18 protein-coding genes are annotated in these 21761 nt (G+C 71.9%); 7 read left to right on the top strand and 11 right to left on the bottom strand.

From position 1 onward, the window contains the following. The first annotated feature begins 55 nt into the window (after window positions 1-55). From LCG91_RS12145 to LCG91_RS12135, 3 genes are all read left to right on the top strand, one after another. Window positions 56-1537: a mannitol dehydrogenase family protein gene (locus LCG91_RS12145; protein WP_224441509.1), complete on the top strand. Its 1482-nt coding sequence runs from the start codon at window positions 56-58 to the stop codon at window positions 1535-1537. Window positions 1538-1703: 166 nt separating this feature from the next. Further along, window positions 1704-2690 carry a class A beta-lactamase gene (bla, locus tag LCG91_RS12140; protein ID WP_411955806.1) on the top strand — a complete coding sequence of 329 codons (987 nt, stop codon included), beginning with the start codon at window positions 1704-1706 and terminating at the stop codon, window positions 2688-2690. A gap of 213 nt (window positions 2691-2903) precedes the next feature. Continuing rightward, window positions 2904-4964, top strand: a complete 2061-nt coding sequence (locus LCG91_RS12135) for a transglycosylase domain-containing protein (RefSeq protein WP_058749741.1) — start codon at window positions 2904-2906, stop codon at window positions 4962-4964. Between the two features lie 73 nt (window positions 4965-5037). On the opposite strand, the gene LCG91_RS12130 is transcribed toward LCG91_RS12135, so the two are convergent. From LCG91_RS12130 to LCG91_RS12115, 4 genes are all read right to left on the bottom strand, one after another. Further along, the gene (locus LCG91_RS12130) at window positions 5038-6072 is read right to left on the bottom strand and encodes an ABC transporter substrate-binding protein (RefSeq protein WP_224441507.1); all 1035 of its coding nucleotides are present in this window, start codon (window positions 6070-6072) and stop codon (window positions 5038-5040) included. Between the two features lie 110 nt (window positions 6073-6182). Next, window positions 6183-7070, bottom strand: coding sequence for an ABC transporter ATP-binding protein (locus LCG91_RS12125; protein ID WP_082687563.1), 888 nt, complete (start codon window positions 7068-7070; stop codon window positions 6183-6185). Beyond that, window positions 7067-8158 (bottom strand): FecCD family ABC transporter permease, encoded by a 1092-nt coding sequence (locus tag LCG91_RS12120; RefSeq protein WP_167346605.1) that lies wholly within the window; start codon window positions 8156-8158, stop codon window positions 7067-7069. The genes LCG91_RS12125 and LCG91_RS12120 overlap by 4 nt, the downstream gene beginning before the upstream one ends. Next, window positions 8155-9234, bottom strand: coding sequence for a FecCD family ABC transporter permease (locus LCG91_RS12115; RefSeq protein ID WP_224441506.1), 1080 nt, complete (start codon window positions 9232-9234; stop codon window positions 8155-8157). The genes LCG91_RS12120 and LCG91_RS12115 overlap by 4 nt, the downstream gene beginning before the upstream one ends. A 29-nt stretch (window positions 9235-9263) precedes the next feature. Here LCG91_RS12115 and LCG91_RS12110 point away from each other — a divergent pair, with 29 nt between their 5' ends. Beyond that, on the top strand, window positions 9264-10103 hold the full coding sequence (locus LCG91_RS12110; protein WP_224441505.1) for a siderophore-interacting protein: 840 nt from the start codon (window positions 9264-9266) through the stop codon (window positions 10101-10103). 23 nt (window positions 10104-10126) lie between these two features. Continuing rightward, on the top strand, window positions 10127-10504 hold the full coding sequence (locus tag LCG91_RS12105) for a VOC family protein (RefSeq protein ID WP_058730115.1): 378 nt from the start codon (window positions 10127-10129) through the stop codon (window positions 10502-10504). Window positions 10505-10720: 216 nt separating this feature from the next. Here the strand turns inward: LCG91_RS12105 and LCG91_RS12100 are convergent, their stop codons facing one another. The 3 genes from LCG91_RS12100 to LCG91_RS12090 all read right to left on the bottom strand — a co-directional run bounded on the left by LCG91_RS12100 (window position 10721) and on the right by LCG91_RS12090 (window position 14027). Next, window positions 10721-11638 (bottom strand): carbohydrate ABC transporter permease, encoded by a 918-nt coding sequence (locus LCG91_RS12100; protein WP_058749008.1) that lies wholly within the window; start codon window positions 11636-11638, stop codon window positions 10721-10723. A 1-nt stretch (window position 11639) separates the two neighbouring features. Then, window positions 11640-12536 (bottom strand): carbohydrate ABC transporter permease, encoded by an 897-nt coding sequence (locus tag LCG91_RS12095; RefSeq protein WP_058728773.1) that lies wholly within the window; start codon window positions 12534-12536, stop codon window positions 11640-11642. Between the two features lie 123 nt (window positions 12537-12659). Beyond that, window positions 12660-14027, bottom strand: a complete 1368-nt coding sequence (locus tag LCG91_RS12090; RefSeq protein ID WP_224441504.1) for an extracellular solute-binding protein — start codon at window positions 14025-14027, stop codon at window positions 12660-12662. Between the two features lie 230 nt (window positions 14028-14257). On the opposite strand from LCG91_RS12090, the gene LCG91_RS12085 reads away from it, so the two are divergent. Continuing rightward, window positions 14258-15760, top strand: a complete 1503-nt coding sequence (locus tag LCG91_RS12085) for an alpha-N-arabinofuranosidase (RefSeq protein WP_224441503.1) — start codon at window positions 14258-14260, stop codon at window positions 15758-15760. 249 nt (window positions 15761-16009) lie between these two features. Here LCG91_RS12085 and LCG91_RS16470 read toward each other — a convergent pair whose 3' ends face one another. The 3 genes from LCG91_RS16470 to LCG91_RS12060 form a co-directional block, all read right to left on the bottom strand. Then, window positions 16010-17371, bottom strand: coding sequence for a GNAT family N-acetyltransferase (locus tag LCG91_RS16470; protein WP_411955842.1), 1362 nt, complete (start codon window positions 17369-17371; stop codon window positions 16010-16012). A 223-nt stretch (window positions 17372-17594) separates the two neighbouring features. Next, window positions 17595-18452: a 3-hydroxyacyl-CoA dehydrogenase gene (locus tag LCG91_RS12065; protein WP_224441502.1), complete on the bottom strand. Its 858-nt coding sequence runs from the start codon at window positions 18450-18452 to the stop codon at window positions 17595-17597. A 29-nt stretch (window positions 18453-18481) separates the two neighbouring features. Continuing rightward, window positions 18482-19456: a helix-turn-helix transcriptional regulator gene (locus LCG91_RS12060; protein WP_058728769.1), complete on the bottom strand. Its 975-nt coding sequence runs from the start codon at window positions 19454-19456 to the stop codon at window positions 18482-18484. 376 nt (window positions 19457-19832) lie between these two features. Between LCG91_RS12060 and LCG91_RS12055 the strand changes: the two genes are divergently transcribed. Next, a complete protein-coding gene (locus LCG91_RS12055; protein ID WP_224441501.1) occupies window positions 19833-20579 on the top strand; it encodes a GAF and ANTAR domain-containing protein in 747 nt (248 codons plus the stop codon). 18 nt (window positions 20580-20597) lie between these two features. Here LCG91_RS12055 and LCG91_RS12050 read toward each other — a convergent pair whose 3' ends face one another. Then, window positions 20598-21584 carry a LacI family DNA-binding transcriptional regulator gene (locus LCG91_RS12050; protein WP_224443147.1) on the bottom strand — a complete coding sequence of 329 codons (987 nt, stop codon included), beginning with the start codon at window positions 21582-21584 and terminating at the stop codon, window positions 20598-20600. Window positions 21585-21761 lie beyond the last annotated feature (177 nt).

Below are 21761 nucleotides of genomic sequence, written 5' to 3'. Positions count from 1 at the left end.
CGCCGGTCCCGGCTGACAGACTGGGGGCTCCCGACCGCCGTACGAAGGAGTACCCATGCCCGTCCGCCTGAGCCCGGAGACCCTCGACCAGATCGCCGCGAACGGCGTCGCGGTCCCCACCTACGACCGCGACGGCATCACCGCCGGCATCGTGCACTTCGGCGTCGGCGGCTTCCACCGGGCCCACCAGGCGATGGTGCTCGACCAGCTCCTGCAGCGCGGCGAGGCACGCGAGTACGGCATCTGCGGTGTCGGCGTCCTCGAGCAGGACCGCCGGATGGCCGCGGCGATGGACGAGCAGGGCGGCCTGTACACGCTCGTGCTCAAGCACCCGGACGGCACCCGCGAGTCGCGCGTCGTCGGCAGCATCGTCGAGTACCTGCTCGCCGTCGACGACCCGGACGCCGTCGTCGAGAAGATGGCGCACCCGGACACGAGGATCGTCAGCCTGACCATCACCGAGGGCGGCTACAACTTCGACCACGTCACGGGTGAGTTCGTCGCGGACGAGCCGGGCGTCGCGGCGGACCTCCGCGGGGACGCCCCACCGCGGACGGTGTTCGGCCTCGTGGTCGAGGCGCTCCGACGTCGTCGTGACCGGGGCCTCGAGCCCGTCACGGTGATGTCGTGCGACAACATCCAGGGCAACGGGCACGTCGCCCGGCAGATGTTCACGAGCTACGCGCGGCTGCAGGACCCGGCGTTCGCGGACTGGATGGACGAGCACGTGTCCTTCCCGAACTCGATGGTCGACCGGATCACGCCGGTCACGACCGACGAGGACCGGGCGTGGGTCCGCGACGAGCTCGGCATCGAGGACGCCTGGCCGGTCGTCGCCGAGCCCTTCTTCCAGTGGGTGCTCGAGGACGACCACCCCGCCGGCCGTCCCCGGTACGAGGACGCCGACGTCCAGCTCGTGGAGGACGTCGAACCGTACGAGCTCATGAAGCTCCGACTGCTCAACGCCAGCCACCAGGGACTCTGCTACTTCGGGTACCTGTCCGGGTACCGGTACGCGCACGAGGCCACGCAGGACGACGCGATCGCGACCTTCCTCCGCCGCTACATGGACGAGGAGGCGACCCCGACGCTCCACGCCGTGCCGGGCATCGACCTCGACGACTACGAGAGCACCCTGATCGAGCGGTTCCGGAACCCCGAGGTGCGCGACACCCTCGCCCGGCTGTGCGCCGAGTCGAGCGACCGCATCCCGAAGTGGCTGCTGCCGGTCGTCCGCGCGAACCTGGCGTCGGGCGGTCCGGTCACCCTGTCGGCCGGCATCGTCGCCTCGTGGGCGCGGTACGCCGAGGGCACCGACGAGGACGGGCAGCCGATCCAGGTCGTCGACCGCCTCGCCGACCGGCTGACCGCCGCGGCGCAGCAGCAGCACGAGGACCGGCTCGCCTTCCTGCGGGACCGGCAGGTGTTCGGCGACCTGGTCGACGACGAGCGGTTCGTCGCGGCGTACCGCGACGCGCTCGACGGGCTGCTCGACGAGGGTGCGCACGCGACCGTCACCCGCCTGTCGCGGTCCTGACGCACCGCCCATCCCGACGGTCGACGAGGGGACGGGAGGCGCGTGGCGGCGCTGCGCCGCGCCTCCCGTCCGGCCGTGGTCGACCTGGAGGCGCGTGGCGGCGGTGCACCACGCCTCCCGTTCGGCCGGGCCCGCGTCGTCCAGGTGGGTCGCGGGCGGACCCGGCATGCTCGTCCGCGTGCGGACGACGAGGACGACCCTGACCACGATCGCGGCGGTCGCCGCGCTGACGCTCACCGGATGCAGCGGCAGCGGTGCCGGTCCCGCCGCGGGCGGCGGTTCGACGGCGAGCACGACCGAGGCCCCGACAGTGACACCGGTGCCGCAGCCGACGTCGCAGCCGACGGCGGACGCTGCCACGTCCCGGGCGTTCGCGGCGCTCGAGGAGCAGTACGGCGCGCGGGTCGGTGTCGTCGCGATCGACACGGCGGACGGCGGCAGCCTCGGGTACCGCGCCGACGAGCGGTTCGCGTTCGCCTCGACGAACAAGGCGTTCATCGCGGCGGCGGTCCTCGATGCGTCGAGCACCGACGACCTGGACGACGTCGTGCGCTACGACCGGAGCGACCTGCTCTCCTACGCGCCGGTGACGAGCCAGCACGTCGACGAGGGCATGACGGTCCGCGCGCTGGTGGACGCGGCCCTCCGTGAGAGCGACAACACCGCCGCGAACCTGCTCGTGGAGCGGCTCGGCGGTGTCGGCGGGGTGTCCCGGTGGCTGCGGGGGATCGGTGACGACGTGACCCGGGTGGACCGCGTCGAACCCGACCTGAACACGGCGATCCCCGGCGATCCGCGCGACACGACGACCCCGGCGCAGTCGGCCGCCGACCTGCGCGCGGTCCTGCTCGGCGACGCACTCGACCCCGACGACCGGGCGCTGCTGCGGTCCGCGACGGCGGGGACCACCACCGGCGACGGCACGATCCGCGCCGGGGTGCCGGACGGCTGGTCGGTGGCGGACAAGACCGGGACGGCGTCCTACGGGGTGCGGAACGACATCGCCGTGGTACAGCCTCCGGGGCGGGACCCGATCGTGCTCGTCGTGTTCACCACGCGGGACGGCGCCGGTGCGGACGCCGAGCCCTCGGACGCCCTCGTGGCCGCGGCGACGCGGGTGGCGGTGCAGTCGGTGGGCGCCGCGTCGCGCTGAGTCGTCCGCGCGACCCTGTGATCACGGCCCGGTCACGGTGGGGTCACGGGACGGTGACGGCGGGTGTCCCTCCGGTAACGATCCGTACCGACTCGGTCCTTTCCCAGCGGTCGCGCCGGTTCTCCCCGGGGAACGCCCGGTGGACGCCCGACCAGCGTTGGGAGGGTCACGCGACGCCTCCGGACGACGGGGGCGGGACCACGAGGGGGAGACATGACGATGCGACGTGCGACCGGGGCAGCCCTGGGCTTCGTCGGCGGCAGCGTCCTGGCGGGGCTGCTGGTCGGGGTCGGCGTGACGCCGGTCCTCGCGGTGGCCGGGGTGGGGACGACCTCGGCGATCGACCTGTTCGACTCGATGCCGGAGTACATCGAGATCGGCGACCTGCCCGAGCGCAACGAGATCTGGGCGTACCAGGGCGGACAGCCCGTTCACCTGGTCGACGTGTGGGACCAGAACCGGCAGGAGCTGTCGCTCGACCGGATCAGCGACACCCTCGAGCACGCCGCGATCGACGGCGAGGACAAGCGCTTCCGCGAGACCGGCGGCGTCGACCCGACCAGCCTGGTGCGGTCGGTCGCGAGCGTCGTCGCCTCCGGCGGGCAGGGCGGGTCCGGTGGCTCGACGATCACGATGCAGCTCGTCCGGAACATCAAGATCCAGCAGGCGAGCGAGCTGCCCACCGCCGAGGAGCGCGAGGCCGGGTACCGCGACGCGATCGCCAAGACCCCGCAGCGGAAACTCGCCGAGGTGAAGCTGGCGATCGGACTCGCGAAGGAGTACTCGAAGGACGAGATCCTCGCCGCGTACCTGAACATCGCCTACTTCGGCGACCAGACCTACGGCGTGCAGGCGGCCTCGCAGCGGTACTACGGCAAGGACGCCGCCGACCTGACCCCGGCCGAGGCCGCGTCGCTCGTCGCCATCGTGCAGTGGCCGGAGCGCCGCGACCTGTCGACGCCCGAGCACCACGCCGACAACCAGGCCCGGCGGGACGTCATCCTCCGCTCGATGCACGACCAGGGGCACCTGAGCGACGCCGACCTCGCCACGGCACTCGCGTCGCGTCCGGCCGACTACGTCCGCCTCACGGCACCGCAGCAGGGGTGCGAGTCGGCGGTGCGCGGCGCGGAGTTCTTCTGCGCGTACGCCGAACAGGTGGCGCAGGACCTGCCGCAGCTCGGCGCCGACCCCGACGCCCGCGCCGCCGCCTGGCGCACGGGCGGGTACCGGGTGCAGACCACGCTCGACCTCGACCTCAACACGCAGCAGAAGGACCTGCTCGCCCGGCACGACCCCGCGACCGAGAGCCGCCTGGCCCTCGGTGCGACGCTCGACACCGTCGAGGCGGGCACCGGCCGTGTGCTGACCATGGCGCAGAACAAGGACTTCGACCGCTCCGCGGACGCCCCGGCGACGGCGACCTCGCTCAACTACGCCACCGACGAGTCGAACGGTGGCTCGAAGGGCTTCCAGGTCGGGTCGACCTACAAGATGTTCACGCTGCTGCAGTGGCTCGAGTCCGGACGGAGCCCCGACACGGTCGTGGACGGCACGCGGAAGGCCCGGAGCACGTGGACGCAGTGCGGGCAGCGGATCACGCTCGACACCCCCTACGACCCGAAGAACGACTCGCCGGGGCAGACCGGGCCGTACTCCGTCCGCGCGGCGACGGCGCAGTCGGTGAACGCGGCGTACGCGGACATGGCATCCCGGCTCGACCTCTGCGACATCCGTGACACCGCCGCGCGACTGGGTGTGCACCCGGCGACCGGCGGCGAGCTCCCCGCGAACCCAGCGGCGATCCTCGGGACGACGAGCATCGCGCCGCTGACGATGGCGGCCGCCTACGCCGGGATCGCGAACGGCGGCGTGTACTGCGCGCCGGTCGTCGTCGACCAGGTCACGGGCCCGGACGGCACGGCGCTCGGTGGGCAGCCGCGGTCGTGCACACAGGCGGTGTCGCCCGCGGTCGCGGCGCAGGCCTTCGCGGTGATGCAGGGCGCGTTCCGCGGTGGCACGGCGACCGGCGGGCTGACGCGCGACGGGGCGACGCTGTTCGGCAAGACCGGGACCACGGACGCGGCGGACCAGATCTGGCTCGTCGGCGGGACCTCGCGTGCGGTGACGGCGTACTGGCAGGGCAACACCGACGGCGGGAAGACGAACCTGCGGTCCGTCGGGAGCGGGCAGGGCGGCACGTACGCCGGGTCGCGAGCGGACGTCTGGCGGCAGGCGCAGACGGCGGTGAACGCGGCGCTGCCCGTCGGCTGATCCGACCTGACCCGGGACGGACGGGAGGCACGGTGCCAGCCGGCACCGTGCCTCCCGTCCGCGTCGATCGCGACTACGAGACCTTCTTGCTGTCCTCGAGCCAGCCCGCGAGCTTCGTCATGTAGTCCGCCTGCGATGCGTAGTCGAGCGCGGGGAAGGTCCAGCTGTGGACCTGGCCCGCCTTCAGTGCCGCGTCGTCGGCGAACGTCGGCTGCTTCTCGAGGTCCGCGACCTGGTAGCCCTGCTGCGAGAGCAGGATCACGTCACCCTTGATCTGTCCGGCGTTCTCCCACGAGTAGATGCCCCAGTAGAAGCCCTTCGGCGCAGGGTTCACGAAGTCGACGCCGAACGACGAGTACATCTGCAGGGTCGGCTCGTCGGACGGGCGGGTCACGTAGGCGCCGTCGCCGTCCGCGTACATCGAGACGACCGAGACGTCGCTCGACTTCGCGGCCTGCTCGAGGGTGTCCTCGGCCTCGTCGAAGCGGTCCTCGGCTGCCTCGATCTTCGACTCGGGTGCCCCCAACGACTCGGCCAGGTCGGCGATCTTCCCGATCACGTCCTCGCCCTTGCCGCCCCACTCGACCTGGACGACCGGAGCGATGGCCTCGACCTGCTTCTGCTGCTCCTTGTCCTTGAAGCCGTAGCCGGGCTGGGTCTCGTCGAGGGTGCCCTTCTCGTCCGTCGGGTACACCGACGTGACGACGAGGTCCGGCTTCAGGGCCGCGAGCTGCTCGAGGTCGATGTCGCCGTACGCCTGGCCGAGCTGGGTGATGCCGTCCTTGTCGAGGTCGTCGAAGCGGGCGTCCTTCGCCATGGTGAGCTGCCCGAAGGTGCCGACCGGGCGCAGACCGTACTCGATGAACGAGATGGCGATGTCGTTGAGGACGACGACGCGCTTCGGGGTGCTGTCGGTCCGCACGGTCGCACCGGTGGCGTCCTTGTACGACCAGGGGCCGGAGGCGGTCGAGGCGTTGCCGGCGGTGTCCCCGGATCGGGCGGTGTCGTCGGAGCCGTTCGCTCCGGAGCAACCGGCGAGCAGGAGGGCCGGGACGGCCACGGAGGTCACGAGGGCGGCGCGCAGGGAGCCGCGGCGGGGGATCTTCACGTTAGGAGAGCCTAACCTAACTCTGTGAGGACCGCCAGCATGAGACGCGGAGCCCGCGCTCGCTGCGGCGGCGCGCTCAGGCAGGCGGGGCGCTCAGCCGGGCGGGGCGCTCAGGCGGGCGGAGTTTCGTGCTCGTCGGCCTCGGGCACGATCATCGGTGCACCCGTCACGGGGTCCGGCACCACGCGGGCGTGCAGCCCGAAGGCCGTCTCGAGCACCGCGGGGGTGAGCACGTCGTCCGGGGTGCCGTCCGCGACCACCCCGCCGTCGTGCAGGACGACGAGTCGGTCCGAGTAGCGCGCGGCGAGCGTCAGGTCGTGCAGCACCATCACGACGGTCGACCCCTGCTCGCGGTTCAACCGCCGCACGAGCCGCAGCACGTCGAGCTGGTGCGCGAGGTCCAGGTAGGTCGTCGGTTCGTCGAGCAGCAGGGTCTCCGCCTGCTGTGCCACGACGAGCGCGATCCACGCACGCTGCCGCTGGCCGCCGGACAGGCTCGCGACGTCACGGTGTGCCACCTCGGTCAGCCCGGTCGCCGCGATGGCCTGCTCGGCGACGTCGGCGTCGTCCGCGGTCCAGGGCTTCGCCCACGACTGGTGCGGGTTGCGCCCGCGCATCACCAGGTCGAGCACGCTCGTGCCCGCCGGAGCCACCGGGGTCTGCGGCAGGATCGCGAGTCGCCGGGCCACGGCGCGGTTCGGCTCCTTCCGGATGGGGGAGCCGTCCAGCAGGACCTCGCCCGACTGCGGCCTCAGCACGCGGCCGAAGGCCTTCAGGAGGGTCGACTTGCCGCAGCCGTTCGCCCCGAGGAACGTCGTCACGGTGCCACGTTCGATCCGCAGGTCGAGGTCGCGGAGGACGGGGTCGCGGTCGTAGCCGACGGACAGGCCGCGGGCTTCCAGGACGGGAGGCACGGCGCCGGTCGCGTCGGCACCGCCGGCCCGGTGCGTCCGTGCGGTGCTCGCTGTGGTGGCGGTGCTCGCGGTGGTCGCGGTCATCGGGACATCTCCTTGCGGTGGCGGACGAGGAGCCAGATCAGGTACGGGGCGCCGACGACGGTCGTGACGATGCCGACGGGCACCTGCCAGGGGAAGGCGGAGCGGGCGAGCAGGTCGGCGCCGAGGACGAGGACCGCCCCGAGCGCCCCGGCGAGCAGCAGTGGTGGTCGGTTCGTACCGGCCAGGCGCAGGGCGACCTGGGGGACGACGAACGCGACGAAGCCGATCGGTCCCGCGGCGGCGACGGCGGCTGCGGTCAGGACGACGGCGAGCGCCAGGACGAGCAGCCGGTGCCGCTGGACGCCGAGCCCGACGCCGGTCGCGACCTCGTCGCCGAGCTGCCCGATGCCGAGCGCGGCGCTGGTGGCCAGGGCGATCGGCACGCACACCGCGGCGACGATCAGGAGCGGCCACACGGTCGTCCACGAGGTGCTCGACAAGCTGCCGACGAGCCACTGCGACGCTGCGGTGGCGACGGTGATCTTCGCGCGGACGAGCAGGTAGCTCGTCACGGCGTCGAGCGTGGCGCTCACCCCGATGCCGACGAGGACGAGCCGGTAGCTCTGCACCCCGCCCCGCCAGCCGAGGCCGTAGACGGCGGCCGCGGCGACGAGCGCCCCGATCGTCGCAGCGACCGGGATCCCGCCGCCCAGGACGACCGAGGAGACCGAGTAGGTGCCGCCGCCGAGCACGATCGCGGCGACCGCGCCGACGCTCGCGCCGGAGGTCACGCCGATGATGTCCGGCGTGCCGAGGGGGTTCCTGGTGACCGTCTGCGTCAGCGCACCGGCGGTCCCGAGCACCAGGCCGACGAGCGTGCCGGTGAGGACGCGGGGGAGCCGGAGGGTCGTGACGATGAAGCCGTCCGGGCCGTCCTCGGCACCGAACAGCGCACGGACGACGGTTCCAGGGGCGATGAACGTGCTGCCGACGGCGACGCCGAGCACCACGAGCACCAGTGCGACGACGATCGCGCCGACCGTCCAGCAGAGCACCCGCGGACGCCAGGCGAGCCCGACCGGGCCGACGCGGACGCCACGACGACCGGCGGGCGCACGGCCCGCTCGCGTGCCGGTCGCGGCGCTCACAGCGACACCAGCGATCGACGACGGGCGACGGCGACGAACACCGGTCCGCCGAGCACGGCGAGCACGATGCCGACCTCGACCTCGGAGAACCCGCCGACGAGTCGTCCCACCACGTCGGCGACGAGCACGAGCGTCGCGCCGACGAGTGCCGAGACGGGCAACGTCCAGCGGTGTCCGGTGCCGACCATGGCCCGGGCGACGTGGGGAACGGTCAGGCCGACGAAGCCGATCGGCCCGGCTGCCGCGGTCGCACCGGCGGCCAGGAGCGTGATGCCGCCGAGTCCGACGAGCCGTGCGACGAGCACGTTCTCGCCGAGGCCCTTCGCCAGCTCCGCGCCGAGCCCGAGGGCGTCGAGCGCGCGGGTGTTCCACACCGCGAGCACGGCGCCGACGAGCAGGAACGGCGCCGCGGCCGCGAGCACGTCGAGCTGCCGGGCGGCGAGCGACCCGACGACCCAGAGCCGGTAGGCGTCGAGGGAGTCCTGGTCGGTCAGCACGATGAAGGACGTGACCGCGCCGAGCAGGGCGGACACGGCGGCGCCGGCCAGGGCGAGGGGCACCGGGCTCGCGGTCCCGCTGCCGGCGACCGTCACCGAGAACACGACGACGCTCGCCACGACCGCGCCGACCAGGGCGAACCACACCGTGGCACCGGTGCTCGTGACCCCGAAGACGTACACCCCGAGCACCACGGCGAGTCCCGCGCCGGACGAGACCCCGAACAGCCCGGGGTCGGCGAGCGGGTTCCGGGTGTGCCCCTGCATGAGGAGTCCGGCGATGCCGAGGGCCGCTCCGACGGCGGCGCCGATGAGGGTGCGCGGGATGCGCGAGCCCCACACGACGGCCTCGGCGGTGCTCGACCCGGACCGCGTCAGCCCCGCGAGCACCTGGTCGACGCCGAGCCGGTTGCTCCCGAGGAGCATGCTCGCGACCGCTGCGACGGCGAGCACGACGACCAGGACCGCCACCACCAGCAGCCGGCGACGGACCGCTCGGCGGTGCACGCTGTCCGCACGCGGGGTCGCATCGGTCCGGGCTGCGCGCGTGGGCGTCAGGACGGTCTCGGGGGATGGCACGCGGACCAGCTTAGGGTAGCCTTCCCTTCATGGCGAAGATCCCGCGGCTCATGCCCGAGGCACCCCGGCTCTTCCGCGCCCGGGTGCTCCGCTCGGTCCGGTACACCCCGTCGGTGCAGCGGGTGACCGTCACCGGCGCCGACCTGCACGAGTTCCCCTTCGCCGGGTACGACCACTGGTTCCGGCTGTTCCTGCAGCTCCCGCACCAGCAGACCTTCACGCTGCCCGAGATCGACGGCACCCGCTGGTACCCGCAGTACCTCGCCATCCCGCAGGACGAACGCCCGCACCTGGCGAACTACACGGTCGCCGCCTTCCGGCAGCTGCCCGACGGCACGGCGGAGATGGACGTCGACTTCATCGTGCACACCGACGACGACGGCGCGCTCGAGGGCGGCGCGGCCATCTGGGCCTGCGCAGCGCGACCGGGCGACCAGCTCGCGGTGCTCGACCAGGGCCGCATCTTCGACTGCCCGGACGACGTCAGCCAGGTCCTGGTGGCGGCCGAGGAGACCGGTCTGCCCGCCGTCGTCGGTATCGCGGCATCGCTGCCCCGCGACGCCGTGGGCCGCATCATCCAGGAGGTCCCGACCGCCGCCGACGTCCGGGTGCTCGACGCCCCGGTCGGCGTCGAGGTGACCTGGATCGTCCGCGAGCACGTCGGCCCGCACGCGGTCCCCGGGCGTGCGGCGCTCGCCGAGCTCGAGCGGCACGTGCCGTGCGACGACCGGGTCTACGCGTTCGTCGTGGGGGAGTCACGACTGGCCGCCGCCGGCCGGCGGCACCTGCACCGTGCCGGCGTCCCGAAGTCGCGCATCACCTTCTCGGGCTTCTGGAAGCACGAGGCTCGGCAGGCCGTCCCCGCCTGAGCCCGGCGGGGTAGCGTGCGGGCATGAGCGTCCGACTGAGCGAACTCGTGCTGAACTGCCGTGACCCCGAGGCGCTGTCGCGCTTCTGGTGCGCAGTGCTGGACTACGTCGAACTCGGCAAGGACGAGGACGGCGTCGAGATCGGACCTGCGTCCGGCTTCGGCGGTGCGACCCCGACGATCATCCTGAACCGGGTCGACCACGCGCCGAGCCAGACCCTGCGGCTGCACATCGACGTGTCGCCGGTCGACCAGGACCAGGACGCCGAGCTCGAGCGGCTGCTCGCGCTCGGTGCCCGACCGGCGGACGTCGGACAGACCGGCGAGGAGTCCTGGCACGTGCTGCAGGACCCCGAGGGCAACGAGTTCTGCCTGCTCCGGACGCGGCTCGACCCGCTCTGACCTCGTTGCCTGCCGCCCGTTCTTCCCCATGACGGGCGCGGTGGCTGGTACTTCCGGGCGTACCTGGTCGTTCGAGACCACCAGGTACGCCCGACCCGACCAGGGACGCCCGCTTCGACCAGGTACGCCCGGCAGGCGAACGGCGGAACCGCCACGCAACGGACGGGAGGCACGGTGCCAGCTGGCGCCGTGCCTCCCGTCGGTCTGTGACCCGGGTCAGCCCTTGAGGCCCGAGCCCGTCACGCCCTCCACGATCTGCCGCTGGAAGATCAGGTAGAGGATGATCAGCGGCAGTGCCGCGAGGATCGCGCCGGCCTGGATGTCGGCGTAGCGCTGCCCGAAGCTGCCCTGCACCGTGGCGAGCCCGACCGGGATCGTCATGAGGTCCGGGTTCGACAGCACGAACAGCGGCAGGAGCAGGTTGTTCCAGACGCCGACGAAGGTCAGGATCGCGACCGCGGCGATCACCGGACGGGACAGCGGCAGGATGACCGACCAGTAGATCTTCCACATGCCGGCGCCGTCGATGCGTGCCGCTTCCTCGAGCTCCTTCGGGATGCCGTCGAAGAACTGCTTGAAGATGAACACCGCGATCACGGCCGGCACCTGCGGGAAGATCACCGACCAGTAGGTGTTCAGCAGCCCGACCGCGTTCAGCTCCTGGAAGATCGGGATGATCAGGACCTGCGTCGGGATCATGATGCCGAGGATGATGAGCAGGAACGCGACGTTCCGACCGCGGAACGCCAGGCGGGACAGCGCGAACGCCGCCATCGAGGCGAAGAGCACCGTCAGCGCCGTCGTGACCAGGCTCGTCACGCCGCTCGCGAGGTACCAGTTCCAGATGTCGCCCGACCGGAACAGGGTCGAGTAGGAGTACAGCGTCGGGTTCCAGTTCGACAGGATCGCGTTCGCGCCGAGCGCGGCGACGCCGTTGTCGGACAGCGACGTCTTCAGCGCGAACAGGCTCGGGATCAACCAGATGATCGCGAACACCGTGAGGATGATCGCGGCGGCGATGTTGAAGCCCTTGCCGGAGACGCCGATCTTCGCGGCGTTGGCGGGAGCGGCGGCCGAGACGCCCGGACGCAGCTTCCGCGGGCGCGACGTGGTGATGCTCTCGGTGGCGGTCATGTCAGGCCCCGATCTCTCGCTTGGCGGCAGCGCGCTCGACGAGCTGCCGGATGACCGCGATCGCGACGATCACGATGAACAGGAGCACCGACGCGGCGGATGCTGCGCCGAGTCGGTTGTCGGTGAAGCCGACACCGGTGATGAGCTGCAGCGAGACCTGGGTCGAGATACCCGGGCCGCCGTTCGTCATCAGGTACACCTGGTCGAAGATCTTCAGCGACGCGATGATCTGCAGCAGGATCACCAGGGTGGTCGTGCGGCCGAGCAGCGGGAGCGTGATCGACTTGATCTGCTGCCAGTTCGAGGCGCCGTCGACGGCGGCGGCCTCGTACAGCTCGCGGGGGATCTCCTGCAGACCGGCCAGGTACAGCACGAAGTTGAAGCCGAGGGTCCACCAGACCGTGGCGATGGCGACGCCGATCATGGCCGTGTTCGGGCTCGCCAGCACGCCGGCCCCGGGGGTGAGGCCGATCGCCTGCTGGATCGACGCGAACAGACCGGTCGCCGGCGTGAAGATGAACACCCAGATGAGCGAGATCGTCGCCGACGGCAGGATGAACGGCAGGAAGAACGCCAGACGGAAGAACCACTGCCCGCGGTTCATGCGGTTCGTCAGCACGGCGAAGACGAAGGCCAGGATGACCAGCGGCGGGGTCGTGTAGAGCGTGAACTGCAGGGTGTGCCAGAGCGACGACCAGAAGTCGGCGCGTCCGAGCATCTCCGCGTAGTTCGCGAAGCCCGCGAAGCTGCCGAGGCCGGTGCGCACGGTCGAGGTGTTGAAGAAGCTCGTGACGAGCATCCAGACCGTCGGGCCGAGCAGGAAGGCCACGTAGAACAGGCCGAAGGGCGCGAGGAAGAGCCAGCCGGAGCGGCCCTGTCCCCGGTTGGTGGAGTTCACGCGGGAGCGCGTGCCACGGGTGATCGCGGCAGCGTCCGTGGGTCGGGTGAGAACTGGTGCAGCGGTCACGTCATCGTGCCTCTCGTGCGGTGTTCACTACGGACGTCGGGGTGGCGTGCCCGGTCACAGCGGGCTCGGGGTGTTGAGGTAGGTGGACAGCTGGTCCTTGATCGCCGAGAGCGCCTGGGCGGGGGAGCTGCTGCCCTGCTGCACCAGCGCGAGCTGGGCCCCGACGGTGTTCTCGAAGGTCGAACCGGACCCGCCGTACCAGGCGGGGTCGTCGAAGACCGCGGTCTCCGCGGCCGAGGCGTAGTTCGACTGCGGGGTGAGCTCCTTGAACTGCGTGCTGTCGAACGTCGGCATGTACGCGGGGACGTGGCCACCCTCGGCCCAGGTCAGGCTCTGCTCGAGCATCTGCTTGATGAAGAGCATGTGGGCCTTGCGCTGCTCGGGCGTCCGGTCCTTCCGCGGCAGGATGAAGGTGTGCGAGTCGGCCTGCGTCGCCGGCTTGTCGAACAGCTGCGGGATCGGCACCATGCCGAACTTCAGCCCCTTGATCGACTGGGCGGTGCTGATCTCCCACTCGCCCTGCATGAAGAAGCCGGCCTTGCCGGTGAACATCAGTGTCTGCGCGGTCGCGTAGTCGAGGCCCTTGTTCAGCCAGCCAGCCTCGACCCACTTCTGGGTCGTTTCGGTGACCTTCGTGTACGCGTCCTCGTTCACCGTGAGCTTCGCGCCGCCGTCGCTGATGAACGGCGTCGCCCCGTTGATCTGGTTGTACATCGTCCAGAAGAAGCGCCACGGGGTCGCGACCTCGCTGACGTTCGCGACGTTGAGCGCGGTGCCGCCGGTGACCTTCGCGACCGCGGCGAGGGCGGCTTCGAAGTTCTCGAGGCCGTTCAGGTCCTTGAGCTTGCCGTCGGCGTCGATCAGCCCCGCCTTCTGGCACACGTCAACGTTGTAGAAGAGCACGAAGGGATGCGTGTCGAGCGGGATGCAGATGTTCTTGCCGTCGGTCTTCTGCGCGGTCCACGCCTTCTGGTTGAAGTCGCTCGCGCTCAGGCCGACGCTGGCCAGGTCGTCCTCGGTGATCGGGTCGAGCAGGTCGCCGTCCCAGAGCGGCTTCGCGCGGGTCAGGTGGGCGATCGCGACGTCCGGCGGCTTGTTCCCGACGGTCGCCAGTGTGACCTTCGAGTAGTACGGGTTGCCCCAGGCGAAGGTCGTCGCCTGCAGGGAGGACGGACCGCCGTGCTGCTTCGCGTAGCCGGCCTCCATCGTCTGCATGCGGACGCCGTCACCACCGCCGAACAGGTTCCAGAAGACGAGGGTCTCGGGGTTGAGCGGGGCACCGGCGACACCGGCGGCGAGCGGGCTCGAGCACGCCGCGAGGGGGAGGACCGCGGCGCCGGCGGCTGCACCGGCGAGCAGTGTCCTGCGGGTGAAGGCACCGCCGCGGGACTGCGGGGTGGGTACGGCTGGTCGGATCGGCATGGCATCACTCCATCGGGACGGGCCGAGCGGAGCGGTCGTTGCTCCGTGAGCGCTCACAGTAGCGGCACGGTCGGGGGTGCGCCACCCCTTTCGTGAACGTCACGACGCGGGCGCGCCGCCGCTTCCCCATCCGGGCCGGACCCGCTAGCGTTCAACGAGACGTGAGCGCTCACTTTCGTACCGGGCCGATCACGTCGCACAGCGAGCCCCCAGCAGATCGAAGGAGATCCATGCCCCGCACACACCTCGTCCTCGACGCCGCGTTCACCGTGGGGCCGGTGCGCCGTCGCCTGTTCGGTGGGTTCGTCGAGCACCTCGGACGCCACGTCTACGACGGCATCCACGAGCCCGCCCACGAGACCGCTGACGAGCACGGCTTCCGCAAGGACGTCATCGACCTCGTCAAGGAGCTGAACGTCTCGGCGATCCGCTACCCCGGCGGCAACTTCGTCTCCGGCTACAAGTGGGAGGACGGCGTCGGGCCCGTCGAGCAGCGCCCCCGTCGCCTCGACCTCGCCTGGCACTCGACCGAGACCAACGAGGTCGGCCTGCACGAGTTCCAGCACTGGCTCGACGCGGTCGACTCCGAGCTCATGCTCGCCGTCAACCTGGGTACCCGCGGCACGCAGGAGGCCATCGAGCTCCTCGAGTACGCGAACATCGACGCCGGTACCGCGCTCAGCGAGTACCGCCGCTCGAACGGCCGCCAGGAGCCGTTCGCGATCAAGATGTGGTGCCTCGGCAACGAGATGGACGGCCCGTGGCAGCTCGGCCACAAGAACGCGGAGGACTACGGCAAGCTCGCCGCGATGACCGCGAAGGCCATGCGCCAGATCCAGCCCGACCTCGAGCTCGTCGCGTGCGGTTCCTCCGGCGCCTCGATGCCGACGTTCGGCGAGTGGGAGCGCACCGTCCTCGAGCACGCCTACGACGACGTCGACTACATCTCCGCCCACGCCTACTACGAGGAGGAGGGCGACCTGACCTCGTTCCTCGCCTCGGGCGTGAACATGGACCACTTCATCGACACCGTCACCACCGCCGCCGACCACGTCAAGGCGCACAAGAAGTCGGACAAGCGGATCGACATCTCGTTCGACGAGTGGAACGTCTGGTCGCTCAGCAAGTGGAACGAGCAGCAGAAGACGTTCGAGCTGCAGGACTGGCCGGTGGCGCCGCGACTGCTCGAGGACGTCTACACGGTGGCGGACGCCGTCGTCGTGGGCGGGCTGCTCATCTCGCTGCTCCGTCACGCGGACCGTGTGGCCTCGGCGAGCATCGCCCAGCTCGTCAACGTCATCGGGCCGATCATGACCGAGCCGGGCGGTCCGGCCTGGCGCCAGACGACGTTCTTCCCGTTCTCGGTCACGTCGACGCTCGCGAACGGCACGTCGCTGCAGGTCAAGGCCTCCGGCGACACGGTCGACGGCGGCAAGTACGGCGAGGTGCCGGTCGTGGACTCGGCCGCCACGGTCGAGGACGGCAAGGCCGCGGTGTTCCTGGTGAACCGCCACCAGACCGAGACCACCACGGTGACGATCGACCTCGCGGGCATCGGCGCCGAGGGCGACGTCCGCGCCGAGGGCATCTGGGACGACGACGTGCACGCCGTCAACGACCTCGCTGACCGCGAGCGCGTCGGCCTCCGCACGAACGAGACCGTCCGCCGCGAGGGCGACACGATCACGATCGAGCTGCCGCCGGTCTCCTGGACCGCGGTGTCGATCGGCTGAGCCGCCGCCGACCGCGGTCGGCGCACGAACGCCTCGGCGAGCGCTCCGGTGAGCGTCGAGTGAGCACGGAGGGCACCGGCCCGCGCGAGCGGACCGGTGCCCTTCGCTCGTGTCCGGCCCCTGTCGGCGTCCGGTGGCCGTTCCCGGACGGGCGGCACCCAGCGGCCCGGCAGCGCGCATCCCGACCCGGGACGCACCGGACGGGAGGCGCGTCACGGTCCGGTCGCGCGCCTCCCGTCCGCCGGCGGGTCAGTCCGCGGACGGCCGCATGTCGTAGGTGACCCACGGCGTCGCCTCCGCGACGCGGTCGTACACCGCCCGCGCGGTCGCGTTGTCCTCGGCGGTGATCCACCGGATGACGCTCGCGCCCTCGGCGGCAGCGGTGGCGGCGGCCTCGTGGAGCAGCGCGGTCGCGACGCCGCGGCCCCGGGCGTCGGGCGCCGTGAACAGGTCGTCGAGGTACAGCCCGGTCGTGGCCGACGACGGACGGGCGAACCGCCGGAGGTCGGCGAGTCCGAGCAGGCGGCCGTCGGCGTCCTCGGCGACCAGGCCGCTCAGCCCGTGCGCACCCGTCGACACCCAGCGCCAGGTGGTGCGGACCGCCTCGGCGTCCTCGGGCAGACGGTAGAAGGCGCGGTAGCCGGCGTACAGGGCCTGCCAGGCCTCGGCGTCCGTCGATCGGACCGGCCGGACCCGCACTGCCGCGGCACGGGCACGGGCCGTGATGTCCGCGATCACGGCGGACTTGGCGTCGGCGTACGCGTTCGTGTCCTCCCACGACTGCTCCATGAGCGCACGCTTCGTGTCCTCGTACCGCTGCCGGTCGGTGTCGTCGCGGCGGAGCTGGTCGCGGAGCAGCAGGTAGGCGTCGAGTTCCGGGGCGCCGTGCTCGTAGACGTGCACGTGGGCGTCCCGCTCGGGCGTGCGGACGAGCCGGTGGCCCGGCTCCCGCACCCGGAGCTCGTACCCGGCGTCGAGCAGCGGGGCGAGGTACGCGGATTCGTCGGTGACGTCCGGCACGGCCACCGCCACGTCGACGATCGGCTTCGCGGCGAGGCCCGGCACGGACGTCGACCCGATGTGCTCGATCGTGACGTGCTGCCCGGACAGGGCCGCGGCGATCCGTGCGCGGTGCTCCGCGTAGCGGGCGGACCAGGCGGGGTCGTGGTCGTGCAGTCCGACGGTCAGCGGTTCGGGGCCGCCGACGATGTCCACCGCGGAGACGTCGGTCTGCGCGTGCGCACCCGTACGGATCCAGTGGTGGAGCAGGGTGTGCCCGTCCGGGTCGACCACGCTGCGCTCGTACCGGCCGCCGGCGTGCTCGATGACCCGACGCGACGCGGGGTTCGTCGCGTCGCAGGTCAGCATCACCTCGGGCAGCCCGCGCTCGGCCGCGAGCGCGACGACCTGGGCGAGTGCAGCGGACGCCAGGCCCCGCCCCCGGGCCGACGGACGGACGCCGTACCCGACGTGCCCACCGTACGAGCGGAGGAAGTCGTTCAGCTCGTGCCGGAGGGCGATGCTGCCGAGGTACTCGTCGCCCTCGACGATCCAGCGGTAGGTGCAGGTGACGTGTCCGGGGCTGGCGGGGACGGTCTCCTCGGCGAGCAGCTGCTCGACCCAGTGCTCGAAGCCCGCTCGGGCCTGCAGTGCAGCGGCGTCGCGGATCCCGGCACCGTCCTGGTGCGCGCCGCCCCACTCCTGCAGGGCACGACGGAAGGACGGGAAGTACTCGGGGGAGGGGGGCGACGAGTTCCATCCCGAGATCCTAGGGGTGCTCAGGTCAGCGGCGTGCTCGCGTCAGCGGCGTGCTCGCGTCAGCGGCGTGCTCGCGTCAGCGGTAGCGGTAGAAGCCCTCACCCGACTCGACGCCGTACTTGCCGTGGTCGAGGTACTCGGACTGCAGGTACGCCGCCCACGCCTGTGCGCCCGGCTCGGGGGAGGCGCTCGCGATCGCGTGTGCGGTCCGCAGTCCGACGACGTCGTAGATCTGGAAGGGGCCGACCGGGGCGCCGGTGCCGATCCGCCAGGTCGTGTCGACCGTCTCCGGGTCGGCCACCCCGCGGAGCACGAGGCCCGCGGCGGCGTCGAGGAACGGGACGAGCAGCGAGTTGAGCACGTACCCCGGCTGCTCCTTGTGCAGGCGGATCGGCACCATCCCGATCTCCTCGGCGAAGGTCGCGACGCGCTCGAACACCGCGGGGTCGGTCTGCTCGGTCCCCATCACCTCGGCGGTGTTCTGCCGCCAGACGTGGTTGGCGAAGTGCAGGGCGAGGAAGCGGTCCGGGCGCCCCGTGGCGTCCGCGATCGCGCTCGGCAGCAGGGTCGACGAGTTGGTCGCGAAGACGGTGTCCGCCGGGGCGACCTCGGCGAGCCGGGCGTACACCTCGCGCTTGGTCTCGAGGCGCTCCGGGACGGCCTCGACGACGAGGTCCGCGTCCGCGACGGCCCGGGCGAGGTCGGTCGCGAAGGAGATGCGCGCGACGGCTGCGTCGGCGGCGGGACGCTCGTCCTCGCCGACGTCGCCCAGGTACTGCTCGACGATGCCGGCGAGCCGCTCGCGACCGGCGGCGACGGCGTCCTCGCTGATGTCGTACACGACGACCGGGATGCCGTGCCGGGCGGTCTGGAGGGCGATCTGCGTGCCGAGGACGCCGGCGCCGAGCACGGTGACTGCGCTGAAGGTGGTCATCGCCTCAGTCTGCGCCCGGCTCCCTGGGGTCAACGACGCAGGGTTTGCTTCGGGTACTCGCCGTACGCCGAGACGTAGGTGCCGGAGAAGCGGCCGAGGTGGGAGAAGCCCCACCGTCGCGCCACCTGCTGCACGGTCGTGGTCGCCGGGTCGGCCCGGAGGAGATCGGTCCGGACCTGCTCGAGCCGCACCTCGAGCAGGTAGGTCATCGGCGTGCGACCGATGTTGCGCTGGAAGGTCTCCTGGAGGGCGCGGACGCTGAGCCCGGCGGCGCCCGCGATGTCCGACACGGTGATCGGCGCGTGCGCGTGCGCGTGGACGTACTCGATCGCGGCCCGCAGCCGGGCCCGCCTCGGCAGGAGTGCCGCCGGCGGCAGCACCGGGACCGTCGGTGGGTAGAGGTCGAGGAACATCGCGGCCGTCCGCCTCGTGACCGTCTGCCACAGCAGGGTGCCCACGCCCCGACGCAGTTCGCCCACCAGCACGGCGGTCTGCTGGCGCCAACGGGTGACCGCAGCGGGGTCGAGGGGGCGGAGGTGGTCGAGCGCGAGGTCGGCGCCCGGCGCCGCGTGGTAGCGCTCGACGGCGACGTCGGCGACGAGGCGTCGCGAGAGGTGCACGAGCCGCTGGTCGTAGTCGCGGTACTCGAAGACGAACTCTCGGTCGGTGGGGAACAGCATCGGGATCCCGCGGGTCAGTGCCACCCGGTCGCGGCGGGTGTCCGGGACCCCCTCGCCCTCGGTGATCCACTGCAGCACGTAGTCGTCCGTCCCGGGGATCGAGCCCCGGATCTGCCCGGTGATGCGGGACCGTCGGAGTGTCACGTCCTCGTCGCCGAGCGCGGTGTACCGGTAGTCGAACGTCCCCTCGGTGGCGTGGGCTGCCCATTCGCGTCCCGCGTACAGGCCGGCGATGTCGGTGATCGCTCCGTCCGGGTCGCATCCGACCGCCTCGAGCCGTACGGCCCGGCGAGCGTCGGCGGCCGCGGGGACCGGCGAGGGCACGGCCGGCGTTCGGACTGCTGGCGTTCGGACTGCCGGCGTTCCGACTGCCACCGTCGGCACGGCCGCCGTCTGCGTGGCCACTCTGTCCGCGACTGCGGGACGGATCACGGAACTGCTGGTCACTGCGGCACCCCTGGAGGACTCGACGACACGGACGTGACGCGGCCGGGGTCTGGGGCAGCCCCACCACGCTACGGGCTCGGTGCCGGGCCTGGCAACACCGCACGCGTCCGTCCGGGTGGACGGGCCGCTGGACGCGGGCCGTGTCGACGGCCCCGATCGGGTGCGAGCGGCGAGGCGCCCCCGTGCACCGTTGCCGAGTAGGGTCGGAGCGGGTCAGCCGGTCCGGACGACCGACGGCTCGGAGAGGGCCGAGATGGAGCAGGACCGGGAACGGCGACTCATCGACGCGTTCCTGGTCGCGACGCGGACGCTCGTCGGGGACTACGACGTCGTGGAGATGCTCCAGACGCTCGTCGACGAGATCGCCGGGACGTTCGAGCTCGACGCCGCGGGCATCACCCTGGCGAACCAGGACCGGGAGCTCGAGGTGGTCGCGGCCACGAGCACGCGGACGGCGCTCCTGGAGCTCATGCAGCTCGAGGCCGGTGAGGGCCCGTGCGTCGAGGCGTACGCCGACGGCGAGTCCCGACACGCGGAGTCCGTCGACGAGCTGCGCATGCGCTGGCCGTCGTTCGCAGTGGCTGCGGAGGCCGCCGGCTTCGCGTCGGTGCACTCGATCCCGCTGCGGTCCCGCGACGTCGTCCTCGGGTCGATGAACCTGTTCCGGTCCGCGCCGGGAGCGCTGGCAGAGCGTGACCTCGCCGCGGTGCGGGCCCTCACCGACGTCGCGACGATCTCGATCCTGCAGCAGCGCAGCACCGACCAGGCAGCGCGGACGCAGGAACAGCTCCGACGCGCCCTGGACAGCCGCGTCGCGATCGAACAGGCCAAGGGGTTCCTCGCCAACACGCACCAGGTCGACCCGGACGTGGCGTTCTCGCTCCTGCGTCGGTGGGCCCGTGCGAACAACGTGCTGCTGCAGGACGCCGCGCGCGCGGTGACCGACCGGCGGGTGGTGATCCCGCCGACCGACGCTGCGCCGTCGGCTGCTGGTCGCTGACGCCGGACGTGCCGCGCCTCAGGCGGGCGGCGGTGCGGTACTGGCCCGTTCGACGAGCTGGACCGGCACGAGATCGGTCGAGGTCCGGACGGCGTCGCCCTCGATCTGCGCGAGCAGCGTCGCGACCGCACGGCGCCCGACCTCGTCGAAGGACTGGTGCACGGTGGTGAGCGGCGGCCAGAACGACTCCGACTCGGGGAAGTCGTCGAAGCCCACGACGCTCAGGCTCCCCGGCACGGCCCGACCGGCCTCGTGCGCGGCCCGGAGCACGCCGAGCGCGGTCTGGTCGTTCACCGCGAAGACGGCGGTGATCTCTGGGCGCGCCGCGATCTCCAGTCCGGCGCGGTGCCCGTCGGCCGTGGACCACCCGCCGGGGAAGACCGGTGGGACGGCGCGACCCGCGCGTTCCAGTGTCTCCCGCCACGCGGACAGTCGGCGCTCGGCGGAGTACGAGGCCGAGGGCCCGGCGACGTGCCAGACGGTCTCGTGCCCGAGGTTGAGCAGGTGCTGCGTGGCGAGCCGCGCACCCTCGGCCTGGTCGATGTCGATCGAGGGACGGTCGGTCGTGCCCGTCGAGTCGACCACCACGAGCGGGACACCGCTCGGCAGCACGACCTCGGCGGTGTCGATGATGTGCGACTCGATGACGATGACGACGCCGTCGACCGCCTGCTCGTGCAGCCGCGAGAGTGCGGTGCGGACACCCTCGCCGGTGCGCGACGCCATCGGCAGCAGGGTGATGGTGAAGTCTGCTGCCGCCGCCGCCGCGGAGATGGCCTCGAGCGTGCGCATGTTGCCGAACGAGGCGAGCGTGAACATGATCACGCCGATGGTCCGGAAGCGCCCGGAGCGCAGTGCCCGCGCCGCGCGGTTCGGCCGGTAGCCCAGGTCGTCCATGGCGCGCTGGACCCGGTCGCGCGTGTCCGGGCTGACGTTGTCGAACCCCCGAGCGACCCGCGACACGGTCTGCATCGAGACGCCGGCGGCATCGGCCACGGCGGCCATCGACGGTGCGCGGCGCGGTGCGGTCAGATCGGTCGACAACGCTGTTCCCTCCGTTCGACGTCCTCGAACGCTAGTGCATGTTGACGTTGCCATGCTACGGTGGCGTCGTTCGATGTTGACGTCAACATCGACGTCCTCCGGAACGGTGCCAGCGCAGGCAGGGCACGACCCGAACGC

Source organism: Curtobacterium sp. TXMA1, assembly GCF_020162095.1.
In the GTDB taxonomy this organism is placed as follows: Bacteria; Actinomycetota; Actinomycetes; order Actinomycetales; family Microbacteriaceae; genus Curtobacterium.
Note: the sequence above shows the minus strand (reverse complement) of the source record. Positions and strands in the feature narration are given on the sequence as shown.